This is a genomic window from Streptomyces sp. AMJ-169 (genome assembly GCF_055597585.1).
This window is the reverse complement of record NZ_JBVLTJ010000003.1, coordinates 254929-268817: the sequence shown is the minus strand read 5'-3', so window position 1 is coordinate 268817 and position 13889 is coordinate 254929. Positions and strand designations below refer to the sequence as shown.

The following is a 13889-nucleotide window of genomic DNA, read 5'->3' as shown; positions in this document are numbered from 1 at the left end:
ACGAAGTACTGCGCTCGCCGGTGTAGCGGGCTGTACCCCCGATCAGGGAGAGCGCTCCATCGTGGCGGCGGGCCGATCACGCGATCGTGAGACGCGTTGATCCACAACCCCCGCTACGGAGGCTCTCCCCGTCATGGCAACTGTCCTTTATCACCTGGGCCGGGTGGCCTTCAGATGGCGCTGGTTCGTCGTCGCCCTGTGGGTGGCGGTGCTCGGCGCCGTCGGCTTCGCCGCCTCCAAGGCGCCGGCCGCCGCCGACGAGGGCTTCACCATGCCCGGCATCGAGTCGCAGAAGGCGTTCGACCTCCTGGGCGAGCGCTTCCCCGGCGCCTCCGCGGAGGGCGCGAGCGCACGCATCGTGTTCATCGCACCCAGCGGCGAGAAGATAACCGCCGCCGGCAACAAGCGCGTGGTCGAGCGCCTCGTCGGCGAGGCCGCCGACGGCTCCCAAGTCTCCTCCGCCGTCGACCCGTTCACGGCGAACGCGGTCAGCAAGGACGGCACCACCGCCTACGCGACCGTCAGCTTCAAGGCGAAGGCCGACGACCTCACCGACCCGTCGAAGGAGCATCTGCAAAAGGCGGTCGACGAGGCGCGGCAGGCTGGGCTGACCGTCGAGGTCGGCGGCGACGCGCTCGCGACCCAGCCGTCGGCGGGCGGCGCGGCCGAGGGCATCGGCATCGCGGTCGCCGCCGTCGTCCTGCTCATCACCTTCGGCTCGCTGGCCGCCGCCGGGCTGCCGCTGCTCGCCGCGATCATCGGCGTGGCCGCCAGCATGACCGGCATCATGGCCCTGTCCGAGACCTTCGGCCTGTCCGAGAACACCGGCACCCTCGCCACCATGCTGGGCCTGGCCTGCGGCATCGACTACGCCCTGTTCGTCGTCTCCCGCTACCGCGAGGAACGCGGCAAGGGCCACGCCCCCAGAGAGGCCGCCGGGCTCGCGGCGGGCACGGCCGGGTCGGCCGTCGTCTTCGCCGGCCTCACCGTCGTCATCGCCCTCGCGGGACTGTGGGTCGTCGGCATCCCGATGCTCACGAAGATGGGCCTCGCCGCCGCCGGCGCCGTCCTCGTCTCCGTGCTGATCTGCCTCACCCTGGTCCCCGCGATCCTCGGCTTCTGGCCCGACGCCGTCCTCTCGCGCGGCGCCCGCAAGAACTCCCGCCGCCACCAGAAGAAGCAGCGCAAGACCGAGAACGGCGGCTCCCGCTGGGCCCGGATCGTCGTACGCCACCCGGTCCCGGTCCTCGTGCTCAGCGTGATCGGCCTCGGCGCGGCGGCGGTTCCCGCGCTCCAGCTCCAACTGGGGATGCCCGGCGACGAGTCGAAGCCCACGTCCACCACCGAACGCCGTGCCTACGACGCCCTCGCCGAAGGGTTCGGGCCCGGGTTCAACGGGCCGTTCACCATCGTCGTCGACGCCAAGGGCGCCAAGGCCCCGAAGACGGCCGTCAGCACCGTCGGCAAGGAGATCGGCGCGACTAAGGGCGTCGTCTCCGTCTCGCCCGCGCGCTTCAACACCGCCGGTGACACCGCCGTGTTCAGCGTCACCCCGGCCACCAGCCCCACCGACGAGAAGACCAAGGACCTCGTCAAGACCATCCGCGACGAGCGGCCCCGCATCGAGGAGGCGGCCGGGGCGACCTACGAGGTGACCGGGAAGACCGCCCTGGACATCGACGTCGCCGGCAAGGTCCAGGACTCGCTGATCCCCTACCTCGCCGTGGTCGTCGGCCTCGCGGTCGTGCTGTTGCTGCTGGTCTTCCGGTCGCTGCTGGTCCCGCTCAAGGCCGCGTTCGGGTTCCTGCTCTCCGTCCTCGCCGCGCTCGGCGCCGTCGTCGCCGTCTTCCAGCTCGGGCACGGCGCCGGACTGCTGGGCGTCGAGTCCACCGGGCCCATCATGAGCATGATGCCGATCTTCCTGGTGGGCATCGTCTTCGGACTCGCCATGGACTACGAGGTGTTCCTCGTCTCGCGGATGCGCGAGGCCTACGTCCACGGCGAGGCGCCGAAGGCCGCGGTGGTGTCGGGGTTCCGGCACAGCGCGCGGGTCGTCGTGGCCGCCGCGCTCATCATGATGGCCGTGTTCTCCGGGTTCATCGGCGCGGGCGAGTCGATGATCAAGATGATCGGGTTCGGGCTGGCCATCGCCGTCCTGTTCGACGCGTTCGTCGTCCGGATGGCCATCGTCCCCGCGGTCCTCGCGCTCCTCGGGCACAAGGCCTGGTACCTGCCGCGCTGGCTGGCGTGGCTGCTGCCCGACATCGACGTCGAGGGGGAGCGGCTGAGCCGGAAGGTGCCGGCGCCGGCGGCCGAACAGGACGACGAGCGGCCGGAGCTGACCGTCGTCCGCTGATGTGACGCAGGAAGAAGGGGCCGCCTGACCCAGGCGGCCCCTCTTCTTTTCGTTCCGTCAGCCGCTCACCACACGCACGGCAGCTCCGCCTCGATCACCGTCGGCCCCCCGACCGGACTCGACACCGTCATCGCCCCGTCGAGCGCCGCGACCCGCCGCCGCATCCCCAGCAGCCCCGAACCCCGGCCCTCATCCGCGCCCCCGCGCCCCTCGTCCGCCACCCGCAGCCGCAGCCCGCGCCGCGTCCGCACGAACCGCACCTCGGCCCGCAGGACACCGCTGTACTTCGCCACGTTGGTCAGCGACTCGGCGACCACGAAATAGGCGGCGGCCTCCACCGCGGCCGGCGGCCGGACCCCTGAGGACACGCCCTCGTCGGCGACGCTCACCTCGAGACCGCTGCTCGCCGCCAGCGCCCGCACCGCCCCCACCAGACCCCGGTCGCTGAGGATCGGCGGATGGATGCCGCGCACCACCTGCCGCAGCTCGGTCAGCGCCTTCTCGGCCTGCTCCTGAGCCTCGTCCAGCAGCCGCAGCGCGGTGTCCGGATCCCGGGTGTAGGCGCGCTTGGCGAGGCCGATCCGCATGGACAGCGCCACCAGCTGGGCCTGGGCGCCGTCATGGAGGTCCCGCTCGATACGGCGCAGCTCGGCGCCGTGCGCGGCGATCGCGTCGGCCCGGGTCGCGGCCAACTCCTCGACGCGGGCCGTCAGTTGGGCCTCGTGCGACGGTTTGAGGAGCGCCGTCGACCAGTCGGCCTCCAGATCCGCGAGCCGGACGATCAGCGGGAGGACGACCGCCTCCCGGCGCAGCAGCCCGCACCACACCCCGTCCACCGCCAGCCCCACGGCCCACAGCGGCACCACGAGAATCCCCAGCGCGCCGTACAGCCAGTACGCGGCCATCCAGCGCACATCCATGCGGGTACCGGGATCGCGCACGGCCGTCCGGAAGCGCTCACGGATCGTGCCGGTCAGCGGCTGGTACGCCTCGGGGATCTTCACGCCGGTCCAGCGCGCGGTCAGATCGCGCTTGGCGCCCGCGACCCGGCGCAGGAGGATGACGACTTCGGGCAGGAGCCACGCGCCGACGACCGCGACGGTGCCGATCACGGCGATCCAGACGACGGTCAGGAAGAGCCAGACGCCGAGGGCCATCGCGGCGGAAAGGAAGAGGTGGAGTGTGGCCCACCCCGCGCGCCGCACTGTTTTCCACATGGGTCAACGCTAGACGATCGGCGTTTTCCCTGGTGTGGGGCGCGCTTCACCTTCGGTGGTGGAGCTGGCTACACCATGGCCGGGCGCAGCAGCGCCGGCCGGGGGGCCTTGAGCGCCGTCGCGAAGACGTACAGCCGCAGGACCAGGAAGCGGCCTATGCCGGCCAGGCCCGAGGCGCTGAGGTAGACGACCTGCTCCTGGAGGACGCTCGGCGCGGCGACCACGGAGTGCAGGACGAGCATCGCGGCCGAGGTGACGGCGAACGCGGCGGCGGCCGAACCGGCGGACTGCCAGTGCTGGCGCCAGCCGGCGCGGCCGGTGCCGAAGGTGAAGCGGGCGTGCAGCTCCGTGCACAGGAGGGTGGACAGGACCGTGATCACCGCGTTCGCCAGCGTCCACGGCATGGTCAGCGCGAGGACGGTCACGGCCGGGCTGGAGGCGAGCCCCACGCCGCCGCCGCAGACGACGAAGCGGACGAAGGAGGAGAGCGGGCCTTTCGGCGCGTTTTCCGTCTCCAGCTCCGGCTTCGGTGCGAGCGGCGAGGTCATGGCGGGGTTCCTTCCGGAGGTTTCCTGAGCAGGCCTCAACGATCTCCTCCGGCACCCCTCGGGCACGAGGTGTTCCGTACCCGAAGCGAAGGTGTAGCCCGCTACACCCCGGTCCGGGAGTGGGCTGCCTCGCGGGCGCGCGCGTCCCCCCGCAGAGTGGAGAACGCACCACCGAAGGCACCAGCAGGAATGAGCCACCATGAGCACCATGAAGTCCGTCCGCACCGCGGGCGTCGGCGCCGTCGAGACCGTCGAGGTCGAACGCCCCGCCCCCGGCCCCGCCGACGTCCTCGTCCGGGTCCGCGCCTGCGGGATCTGCGGCACCGACACCTTCTACCTCCACCTGGGCGGCACCCCGGCCCACGCGCACCTGGGCGGCGACATCGTCCCGGTGGCCCTCGGGCACGAGCCGGCCGGGGAGGTCGTCGAGGTCGGCGCGGACGTCACCGGCCTCAAGCCCGGCGACCGGGTCGTCGTCAACCCGCAGAACGGCGACGGCATCATCGGCTGCGGCGGCCCCCAGGGCGCGATGAGCGAGTACCTCCTCATCGAGAACGCCGAGGTCGGCCGCAACCTCGCGGTCTTCCCCGACACCGTGCCGTTCGCGACGGCCGCCCTGAACGAGCCGATGGCGGTCGCCCTGCACGCCGTCAACCGCTCCGAGGCCGGCCCCGACGACAAGGTCGTCGTCTTCGGCGCGGGCCCCATCGGCCTGGGCGCCGCGATCTGGTTCAAGCTGCGCGGCGTACGGCACGTGGTCGTCGTCGACGTCATCCCGGACCGGCTGGAGAAGGCGCTGGCCGTGGGCGTGGACGCGGTGATCAACTCCGCGGAGGAGGACGTCCTCGCGCGGCTGACCGAGCTGCACGGGCAGGGCGCCAACGCGCTCGGCCAGCCCCGCCCGGGTACGGACATCTACCTCGACGCGGCCGGTGTGGCGGTCGTCTTCAACACGGTCGTGTCGGCCGCCAAGCTGCACGCGAAGCTGGTCATGGTCGCCGTGCAGAAGAAGGGCGCCGACATCGACCTCGGCGGCATGCTCCGCAGCGAACTGCTCCTCGTCCCCTCGCAGGGCTACCCCACCGAGATCTTCGAGGTCACGCCCCAACTGGTCGAGCACCAGGAGCGGTTCGGGAAGCTGATCAGCCATCAGGTGCCGTTCGCGGAGGCGGGGCGCGCGTTCGAGCTGGCGCTGACGCCGGGGGCGGCGGAGAAGATCGTGGTGACGATCGACTAGTGGGGGCAGCAGGGGTAGTGGGGCGGGGGGCCCGGGGCGTGGGGGTCCGGGGAATTTAAAAAAGGGGCTTGCCCCAGCTGGGTTACGAGTAGTAAGTTACGAATCGTAACCTAGCTGGGGCCGAGGTGATGCGCATGACCGGGACGAAGCGGCGCAGGGTGCCGGCCGCCGAACGCAGAGAGCTGATGCTGGAGACCGCCCTGCGCCTCGCGCGTGAGGACGGCGCGGGCGCGCTGACGCTGGCCAGACTCGCGGACGCCTGCGGGGTCAGCAAGCCGATCGCCTACCAGCACTTCGGCTCCCTCGCCGGCCTCCTGCGCGCGATGCTGCGCCGCGTCGGCGCCGAGTACGAGGAGACGGTCACCGAGGCGATGACCGCGCACCGCGCCCACGCGACCGCCGCCGAAGAGGCGCTGTGGGCGCTGTGCGACGCGTACGTCGTCTGCACGCTGGAGAACGGCGCGCTGCACACGGACGTCAGCGCGGCCCTCGTCGCCACCGGCGAGTCCGGCGGCGACGTCCACGGAGACGAGGCCGAGCGGTACGCCGGACTGGTCTCCGAACTGCTCGACGTGGCTCCCCGGGAGGCGTACGCGCTGACCACGGGTTTCCTGGGCGCCGCCGACCGCCTCGCGGAGGGGGTCCTGGCGGACCGGGTGGGCCGGGAGGAGGCGGTGGGCGTGTTGATACGGCTGTTTCCCCGGGCGCCGGTGCGCTGAGCGCCGGCTGTACGGGGCCGGCGCCGCGTGGGGCTGCTGCTCCTGTTGACGCGGTCGGGCTGAGCGCCCGCCGGCTCGCCCGCTCGCTCGGGATGCTGGGCCGCTGCCGCTGCCGCTGCCGCTGCCGGTTCGCCTGGTTTTCTTGTATCTCACCCCCACACCGCCCTGGGCTTCGCCCTGCCCCGAACGGAGTTCCCCCCATGGAAGCCGTCCTCATCGACCCCCTCCGAAGAGGCGCCGAGAAGTTCCGCCTCGGCAGTGTCCCGACCCCGCGTCCCGCTGCGGGATCGGTGCTGGTCGAGGTCAAGGCCGTCGCGCTGAGCCCCTGGGAGAAGGAGTTCGCGCGCGCCGACGACCCGCGCTCGCTGGCCCGCAGGACCCGCAGACGGTCGGTGAACCTGGGCCTGGAGTTCTCCGGCGTCGTCCGCTCCGAGGGCCTGCGCCTGCGCGAGGGGCAGCGCGTCATGGGCGGCCCGCACCTCACCCGGGGCGAGAAGGCGCTCGCCGAGTACGTCGCCGTCCCCGAGGAATACCTCGCCGAACTCCCCGACACCCTGGGCTTCGCCGGCGCCGCCGCGCTCCCCATCGGCGCCGAGACCGCGTTGCGGGGCCTGGACGGGGCGGCCGTGGGCAGCGGCGACCGGGTGCTGGTCGTCGGCGCGAGCGGGGGAGTGGGCGTGTACGCCGTCCAGATCGCCGCCGCGCGCGGAGCCGAGGTGACCGCGATAGGCGGCCGGGGCGCGCCGGCCCGTCTCAAGGAACTCGGCGCGCACAGCGCCCACTACTACGGCGACACCTTCTTCGAGGACCTGACCGGCCCCTACGACACCGTCGTCGACCTCTCCGGGACGCTGAGCTTCACCCAGGTCAGCCGGAAGCTCTCCCGGAAGGGGGCGTTCGTCACCGCGACCCCGCACAAGGACCTCACCGGCCTGGCCGCCGCCCGCTTCAGCAGCCGCAGGATGCCGCTGGTGTACGTCCCGCACTCCACGGCGCCGGCCCAGGCCCGCGTGCTGGACATGGTGGTCCGGGGGCGGATCGAGCCGGTGGTGGAGGCGGTGTACGACATGGGGCGGCTGCGGGCCGCGTTCACGGATCTTGTGGGTAACGAGCGGTTCGGGAGGGTGGTCGTCACCTGGTGAGGGGGCGGGACCGGCCGGTCCGGTCAGGCGAGGGTCGGGTAGTCGGTGTACCCGGTGTGGTCGCCGCCGAAGGAGGTCGCGGGGTCGGGGGTGTTGAAGGGGCCGTTCTTGGCGAGGCGGGCGGGGAGGTCGGGGTTGGCGAGGAAGAGGGCGCCGTAGGCGATGAGGTCGGCGGTGCCGTCGTCGAGGAGGGCGAGTTCGCCGGGGCCGGTGGGGGACTGGCCGGTGAAGGGGTTGAGGATGAACGTCGTCGGCCAGGCCTTGCGCAGACGGAGGGTCAGGTCGCGGACGTCGGGCGCCTCCATCTGGTGCAGGTAGGCCAGGTTCAGCGGGGCGAGGGCGTCGACGAGGGCCGTGTAGGTGGCGTCGGCGTCCGTGCGGTCGCTCTCGTCGATGTCGTTGTAGGGGTTGGCCGGGGAGATCCGGAAGCCGGTCCTGTCCGCGCCGATGGCGTCGGCGACGGCCTTCGCGGTCTCGACGGCGAACCGGATGCGCCGCTCCGGGCTGCCGCCCCAACCGTCCGTGCGGGTGTTGGAGTTGGGGGCGAGGAACTGGTGGATGAGGTAGCCGTTGGCGCCGTGCAGCTCGACTCCGTCGAAACCGGCCGCCACGGCCTTGCGGGCCGCGTCCGCGTAGTCGGCGATCGTCTCCCAGATCTCGTCCTCGGTCAGCTCCCTCGGCGTGACGAAGTCCTGCGGGCCCTCGTGGGTGTAGACCTGCCCGGCGGCTTTCACCGGGGACGGGCCGACCGGGTTCAGCCCCATCAGGGACGGGTGTCCGACCCGGCCGGTGTGCATCAACTGGAGATAGATCACCCCACCTTCGGCGTGCACGGCGTCGGTCACCTTGCGCCAGCCGGCGACCTGCTGCTCTGAATGGATCCCGGGGGTGTCGGGGTACCCCTGACCGATCACCGAGGGCTGAGTCCCCTCAGTGACGATCAGCCCCGCGCCGGCGCGCTGGGCGTAGTACTCGGCCATCAGCTCGGTCGGGCTGTTGCCCGCGCCATAGGCACGCGAACGGGTCATCGGCGCCATCACGATCCGGTTGACCAGGCGAACCCCGCCCAGTTCGTACGCTTCGAAGGCCTTCGACATGGTGATCATCCTTGGTTCGGAACGGGGGCCGGTGAGGTGTGCCTCACGGCCGTTTACTGTCCGAACAAGTAAACCTCATGAATCTATTCCTGGGGGCCATTTTGCTGTTCGCTGGCGGATTGTTGTGGGCCGACCAATGATGATGGGGGGTGTGTCTGGATGGACAGTGGTGCCTGCCTTGCCCTCTTGCCGGGCGGGGCCATGTGGGTTCCGTCGTCGAAGCGATGCACGGCAAATGGACTGCGCAGGTGCTGTGGTGTCGCCTGTGCGACGGCAGCGGCGGCAGGCAGGTGCGGCGGGTGCGGCGGCGGCATCGGCCATACCGCCCGGCCCTGCTCCACCGAACTGCGCCGCTGGCTCCCTCGGATCTCCGCGAGGATGCCGGCCCAGAGACTCCGCCAGCTCGAACGCGACGGCTTCGTGGCCCGTACCGCCTACGAGGGGGCGCCCCCGAGGGTCGAGTACGAGGCCGCTGCGCTCGCCGTCTCCCTCGGGCTGGTCCTCGCCGCGCTCGCGGAGTGGTCCATAGGGGCATGGCGCCAGGTCGAGGCGGCTTGCGCGGTGTACCGGGGTCTGTTGGCGTCGCGAACGGAGGGGCTCGGCGGGGTGGTTTCAGTGGGCGGAGTGGTGTGGTGGGGTGTCATGGCGGGCGGGGTGGCGCGGCGCGCGGGGTGTCATGGCGGCCGGATCGTTTCAGTAGCTCTGGGTATCGCCACCCTGTACGCAATAGCGTGCTGCCGCCCCAGCAGGGCTGCCGGACGGGGGAGAAGCGCATGAGTACCGGCACGAAGGGTGCTGGCCTGCCCGGGGCGCTGGCCGGCCACAGCGGAATCTCGTTGCCGCAGACCTCGCAGGCCCCGCAGATCCCGCAGACCCGCAGGCCCCGCAGACCTCGCGCCCTCCGCCTCGCCCCTGACTCTGCGCTCCCCGCCCCTCCACCCCGGCTCCGAGCCCGCCGCCTCGCCCTCGACCTCGCGCTCTTTGCCCCGCTCCCTTGACCCCGTGCCCCTCGCCTCGCCCCCAGAGCTCGCACTCTTCGCCTCGCCCCCGACCTTGTGCTCCCCGCCCCTCCATCCCGACCCCGACCCCGCGCTCTTCGCCCCGCTCCCCCGCCCCCCGGCTCTTCGCCTCGCCCCCGATCTCGCGCCCTCCGCCTCCCCCTGCCCCCGCGCCCTCCACCCCGCTCCCGACCCCGCGAACTCAGCGAGCCGGACCATGACCTCCGAAGCCCCCCCCCAGACCACGCACCCCCTAAAACCTCAGCAAGCCGCCGAGCCCCCCTCCCCTTCGGCCGCCGGTCCGTTCAGGTTCGTCTCGATCTGGGTCAGCACCCGCATCGCCAGCCGATACTCCTCCTCCGTGAACCCGGCCGAAGTGACCGTCTCCAGGTTCCGCCAGGCCTGGAGGACCCGGTCGTGCAGGGCCTGGCCCGCGCGGGTGGTATTGACTACGACGGCGCGGCGGTCGGTGGTGGAGGGGCTGCGGGTGACGAACCCCGACTGCTCCAGGCGCTGAAGCATCTTCGTGACGGTCGACGGATCGAGCCCCAGCGTCTTGACGAGATCCGCCTGCCGCTGCTCACCCCGCTCCCACAGCCGCATCATCAGCAGCTCCTGGCCGGGGTAGAGACCGGTGTCACGCAACAGGGCGCCGGCCGCGATCCGATGCACCCGGGCCGCACGGAAAAGGGCCTCGCTGAGCGGGGCATCGGCGACGGCCGGCACCACGCCGTCGGCCCCCCGGACCGGTTCGGGCACTGACGGCATGACTACGGCTCCTCACTCACGTACCCGGCACACGACCCTCCCGTCGACAGGGGGGAGCACGCCGCTTGTCGCGGAATCATTTCACCGGTACGCCGACTGCTCGACCTGCTCGAACACGACCCCCTCCTCGAGTGCAACTCAGTCGGGACCTCGCGCCGCTGAGCCACCTCGGCGCACCGCTCGTGGGGGAGGGCGAGGCCGTGTACGCCGACCGGCCGCCGACGCGTTGGACACGTACGGCCTCGAACCGGTGGAACTGGAGGCCGAAGAGGGCCTCGCCCTGGCCAACGGCACCTCCTTGATGTTCACGTTCGCCACCCTGGCCGCAGCCGACACCCGCCACCGGCTTCCGCCGACTCGACCAGCGCCTCCAGGAGCCCCGCACGCGATCAAGCTCACCGCGATCGGCGTCGCCGACCCCCGAGGCGTACGGCCAGGGCAAGGTCAGCATGGGGACGATCGCGGCCCGCGACGCCCGGTTCGCCGTGCAGCTCGTCACCGAGACCGCCGCCGTCCGCCTCCTCGTCGAGGGTCGGCCGTAGGACAAGGGCATCGTCCAGCGTCGCCGCCCTCGTAGGTGCCACGCCGGCCGATGACGGTCGGCGGTATTGTCCGATTGCGCACCCTTGCGTACCCCGGGGGCGGCGAACCAGTGTCCGTAGTAACCGATTTGTCGTGGCGGCCGACGCGCCATGGCCGCCGACCGGAGAGAAGGAGACAACCGTGCGCATCAGAGGGAACGCTCTCGTCACCCTGCCCGCCCTCGCCACCCTCGTCGCGGCCCTCGCCCCGGCGACGGCCACCGCCGTGACGGCGGCAACTGCCCCGACGGCGGCTACCGCCCCGACGACAGCCACCGCCGTGCCCGACACCCCGCGCGCCGTCTGCCTGCCCGAAGCCTCCGTCTGTTACGGAATCCGGGGGAGCGCCGCGCAGGGCTACCGCTACTGGTTCACTCTCAACCCCGCGCCGGCCACCTTGAACCTCCACTTCACGGTCAACGGCGCCTCCGGCACCGGAAGCCTCACCTACACGCGGCAACCGCCCGCCGTGCGAGGCGAGTTCACCCCCGTCCCAGCCCTGGTCCCCGGCGACAAGGTCTGCATGTACGTGAGCGGCTCCCCCAGGGCCTACTGCGAAACGGTCGGCACGGTCGGCTAGGGCACCGACAGCTCACCCCGCCCGCCCCGATCACCCGCCACCCCGCCCCCGCAACCCCTCGGCAAGCGACAGCAACACCCGCAGATTGCGGACGGACGCCGCAGGGACGGACAACCACGGCTTCTTCGCGCCGAGTTGATGGACGTTCAGGAAACCCTGCCGCACCTCGACCCGCTTCACCTCCCGCCAGCCCAGACGCTCGCCGAGGTGTCCGATCCCCGCGGGATCGAGCTGAACGACGAAGAAGTCGACCCGCTCGCCCGCCTCCAGCCGCGCCGCGTCCTGGGGGAGCCGTACCCGGGTGAACGCGGTGTCGAAGGTGTCGGCGAACTGGGCGAGCCCTTTGTAGGTGTCGTCCACCACGATCTGGCCGCCCCCCTCGGGGAACACGGTGAGCGTGCGCCAGGTGGAGCCGCTGAGTCCGTCGGTCACCCGGGTCTCCTCCCGGGTGACGCCCGCGATCTCGTCCCACTCGTAGACCTCGGGCACCCTCCCGGTGACCCACCGCATCAGCCCGTGCTCGTAGTGGGCGACCCAGATCTGCGGCCGGCTCCAGAGCCGCACCATGAGCCGGACGGCCAGGGCGAGCGGCGCCGCGCCGAGGAGGAGGATCGGCGCCGCGTAGTACCAGGCGCCGCTGGTGCGCTGATCCTCGACGGCGAGCCGGACGCCGTACGACAGCATGACCAGGCCGAACACCACCATGGCCGCCAGCACCCCCCAGCCGCCCCGCCTCGGCTCGGTCCGCACGAGCCCGCGCCGCCCGCCCAACTCACAGTCCCGCGCGGCGTCCCGCATCGCGGGCGGTACGACGACAGCGCTCTGATCCGGCATGAATCCCCCCAAGGGCCGCTGGAGGAGACATTGTCGGAGGAGGGCGCGGAATGTGTGAAGAGGGCGATTCCGGCTACGACCCGCAGCCGCAGCCGCAGCCGCAGCCGCAGCCGCAGCCGCCCTGCCGCTCAGCCCTCGGTGGAGGTCGTGGCGGCGCTGCGCGCGCACGGCGTGGCCGTCCGCCCCGGCAGCGAATTCGGGGCCTGCGGCGAATATCACCTACGGTTGTCGTACGCTGCCGGTCCGCAGTCCATCGTGGAGGGCGTCCGCCGGCTGGCCGCCGCCTTCGCGACCCTGCGATGAGCACCGAACCGCGCACGACGAGGAGCCGACCGATGCGCAGTGACACCGAGCGCAACCGCCGGCACCTCATCAAGGCGGCGGCCCGCCTCTTCGAGAACTCGCCGACCCCCGTGAGCCTCGCCGAGATCGCCAAGCACGCCGAGGTCTCCACCGCCACCGCCTACCGCCACTTCTCCTCCGTCGAGGAGATCCTGCACGCCTTCCGCGCCCAAGTCGGCACCGAACTGCGGGACTTCAGCGCCGCACAGACCACCGAGGGGCTGCCGCGCCTGGAGGCGGTGTCCCGGAAATGGGTCTCCCTGGTCCTCGAACACGGCGGTGCCATGGCCCAAATGCGTTCGCACCGGGGGTACTTGGAGCGGCTGCGGGAGGACACGGGGTATCTGCTGCCCCAAGCCGAGGCGCTCACCGAGCCGTTGCGGGAGACCACCGAGCAACTGGGGCTGGGGGACTTGGGGGAGGAGGCGCTGTATCTGTGGAACGCCTTGTTCGATCCGCGCGACATTCTTGATCTCATCAAGAGCGGGCGGACCGAGGAGGAGGCGGCTACTCGGTTGGTGGCGGCGTTGAGAGGGGCGCTGATCGGGTGGGCGGGGGCGCGGTAGGGAGCCCGGCTCCGGCGACGCCCCCTAAGAACTCCTATCGGAATGACTTCAGGCGTCGCCAGCAGATGAGTGCGCATCCGAGGGTGAGGAAGGCTTCGTGGATGTCGTCGCGGATCTCCCAGCGGATGCGCAGGCGGCGGAACCAGTGCAGATGGGCGAAGGCGCGCTCCACGACCCAGCGTTGGGTGCCGAGCCCGGAGCCGTGGTCGGTGCCGCGGCGGGCGATCAGCGGCTTCACGCCGAGATCCCGGACCAGCCGGCGGTACTTGTCGTGGTCGTAGCCGCGGTCGGCCAGCACCGCATCGGGGCGGCGTCGGGGCCGGCCTCGTTTGCCCCGCACGGGCGGCACGGCCTGGAGGAGGGGGATCAGCTGGGTGACGTCGTTGCGGTTGCCGCCGGTGAGGGTGGCGGCGAGCGGGATACCGGTGGCGTCGGTGATCAGGTGGTGTTTGCTGCCCGTCCTGCCCCGGTCGACGGGGCTTCGTCCGGTCCTGGCTCCCCCTTTAGCGCCCGGATGTGGGAGCCGTCGACCGCCGCCCGGGAGAAGTCCAGGGCGTTCGCGCTGCGGAGCTCGGCGAGGAGGACCTCGTGCAGCCTGGGCCACACGCCGGCCCCGGTCCATTCGGCCAGGCGCCGCCAGCAGGTCATGCCCGAGCCGAAGCCGAGTTCCTGCGGCAGGTGTTCCCAGGCGATCCCGGTGTGCAGCACGAACAGGATGCCCTGGAACACCAGCCGGTCCGGATGCCGCCTGCGCCCAGGATGCCGGGTCCGACGCTCGATCGTGGGCAGCAGCGGCTCGATCACCGCCCACAACTCGTCGTCGACATCCCACGGCTTCGGCCGAGCCACCTCACACCCCCGGATCAACGGTCCCGGAGCGATCCAACCACCTCGAAGATCATTT

At 71.7% G+C, this 13889-nt stretch carries 14 protein-coding genes and 1 pseudogene; 9 read left to right on the top strand and 6 right to left on the bottom strand.

The genetic code is table 11. The features are described from left to right. Positions 1-133: 133 nt before the first annotated feature. Positions 134-2356 (top strand): MMPL family transporter, encoded by a 2223-nt coding sequence (locus ACYUD3_RS09465; RefSeq protein ID WP_470966639.1) that lies wholly within the window; start codon positions 134-136, stop codon positions 2354-2356. 65 nt (positions 2357-2421) lie between these two features. Here the strand turns inward: ACYUD3_RS09465 and ACYUD3_RS09460 are convergent, their stop codons facing one another. Together ACYUD3_RS09460 and ACYUD3_RS09455 are read right to left on the bottom strand one after the other, a co-directional pair. Further along, the gene (locus ACYUD3_RS09460) at positions 2422-3573 is read right to left on the bottom strand and encodes a sensor histidine kinase (RefSeq protein ID WP_470966636.1); all 1152 of its coding nucleotides are present in this window, start codon (positions 3571-3573) and stop codon (positions 2422-2424) included. Between the two features lie 68 nt (positions 3574-3641). Then, the gene (locus tag ACYUD3_RS09455) at positions 3642-4121 is read right to left on the bottom strand and encodes a GtrA family protein (protein ID WP_470966634.1); all 480 of its coding nucleotides are present in this window, start codon (positions 4119-4121) and stop codon (positions 3642-3644) included. 199 nt (positions 4122-4320) lie between these two features. Between ACYUD3_RS09455 and ACYUD3_RS09450 the strand changes: the two genes are divergently transcribed. From ACYUD3_RS09450 to ACYUD3_RS09440, 3 genes are all read left to right on the top strand, one after another. Further along, positions 4321-5358 (top strand): zinc-dependent alcohol dehydrogenase, encoded by a 1038-nt coding sequence (locus tag ACYUD3_RS09450; RefSeq protein WP_470966631.1) that lies wholly within the window; start codon positions 4321-4323, stop codon positions 5356-5358. Positions 5359-5492: 134 nt separating this feature from the next. Continuing rightward, a complete protein-coding gene (locus ACYUD3_RS09445) occupies positions 5493-6077 on the top strand; it encodes a TetR/AcrR family transcriptional regulator (RefSeq protein ID WP_470966629.1) in 585 nt (194 codons plus the stop codon). A gap of 200 nt (positions 6078-6277) precedes the next feature. Next, positions 6278-7219 carry a zinc-binding dehydrogenase gene (locus ACYUD3_RS09440; protein ID WP_470966626.1) on the top strand — a complete coding sequence of 314 codons (942 nt, stop codon included), beginning with the start codon at positions 6278-6280 and terminating at the stop codon, positions 7217-7219. 23 nt (positions 7220-7242) lie between these two features. Here the strand turns inward: ACYUD3_RS09440 and ACYUD3_RS09435 are convergent, their stop codons facing one another. Beyond that, positions 7243-8316 carry an alkene reductase gene (locus ACYUD3_RS09435; protein ID WP_470966623.1) on the bottom strand — a complete coding sequence of 358 codons (1074 nt, stop codon included), beginning with the start codon at positions 8314-8316 and terminating at the stop codon, positions 7243-7245. Between the two features lie 159 nt (positions 8317-8475). Between ACYUD3_RS09435 and ACYUD3_RS09430 the strand changes: the two genes are divergently transcribed. Next, positions 8476-9093 (top strand): winged helix-turn-helix transcriptional regulator, encoded by a 618-nt coding sequence (locus ACYUD3_RS09430; RefSeq protein ID WP_470966621.1) that lies wholly within the window; start codon positions 8476-8478, stop codon positions 9091-9093. 482 nt (positions 9094-9575) lie between these two features. Here the strand turns inward: ACYUD3_RS09430 and ACYUD3_RS09425 are convergent, their stop codons facing one another. Beyond that, positions 9576-10082, bottom strand: a complete 507-nt coding sequence (locus tag ACYUD3_RS09425) for a MarR family winged helix-turn-helix transcriptional regulator (protein ID WP_470966618.1) — start codon at positions 10080-10082, stop codon at positions 9576-9578. Between ACYUD3_RS09425 and ACYUD3_RS09420 the strand changes: the two are divergent. Both ACYUD3_RS09420 and ACYUD3_RS09415 read left to right on the top strand, forming a co-directional pair. Beyond that, positions 10081-10413: pseudogene (locus tag ACYUD3_RS09420) on the top strand (aromatic amino acid lyase); the annotation flags it as partial. The gene ACYUD3_RS09425 and the pseudogene ACYUD3_RS09420 overlap by 2 nt on opposite strands. A 392-nt stretch (positions 10414-10805) precedes the next feature. Further along, positions 10806-11243 carry a hypothetical protein gene (locus tag ACYUD3_RS09415; protein ID WP_470966615.1) on the top strand — a complete coding sequence of 146 codons (438 nt, stop codon included), beginning with the start codon at positions 10806-10808 and terminating at the stop codon, positions 11241-11243. Between the two features lie 30 nt (positions 11244-11273). On the opposite strand, the gene ACYUD3_RS09410 is transcribed toward ACYUD3_RS09415, so the two are convergent. After that, complete coding sequence (locus ACYUD3_RS09410; protein ID WP_470966612.1) at positions 11274-12077, bottom strand: DUF6585 family protein; 804 nt, start codon at positions 12075-12077, stop codon at positions 11274-11276. Between the two features lie 54 nt (positions 12078-12131). On the opposite strand from ACYUD3_RS09410, the gene ACYUD3_RS09405 reads away from it, so the two are divergent. After that, entirely contained in the window at positions 12132-12380 is a 249-nt protein-coding gene (locus tag ACYUD3_RS09405) for a hypothetical protein (protein WP_470966609.1), read from the top strand. A 32-nt stretch (positions 12381-12412) separates the two neighbouring features. Further along, positions 12413-12985: a TetR/AcrR family transcriptional regulator gene (locus ACYUD3_RS09400; protein WP_470966607.1), complete on the top strand. Its 573-nt coding sequence runs from the start codon at positions 12413-12415 to the stop codon at positions 12983-12985. 34 nt (positions 12986-13019) lie between these two features. Here ACYUD3_RS09400 and ACYUD3_RS09395 read toward each other — a convergent pair. Then, positions 13020-13834 (bottom strand): IS5 family transposase gene (locus ACYUD3_RS09395; protein WP_470966604.1). Its coding sequence is split into 2 segments (ribosomal slippage): positions 13020-13492 and positions 13492-13834, totalling 816 coding nucleotides; the frame shifts between segments, so codons are not numbered across the junction. Positions 13835-13889: the final 55 nt, after the last annotated feature.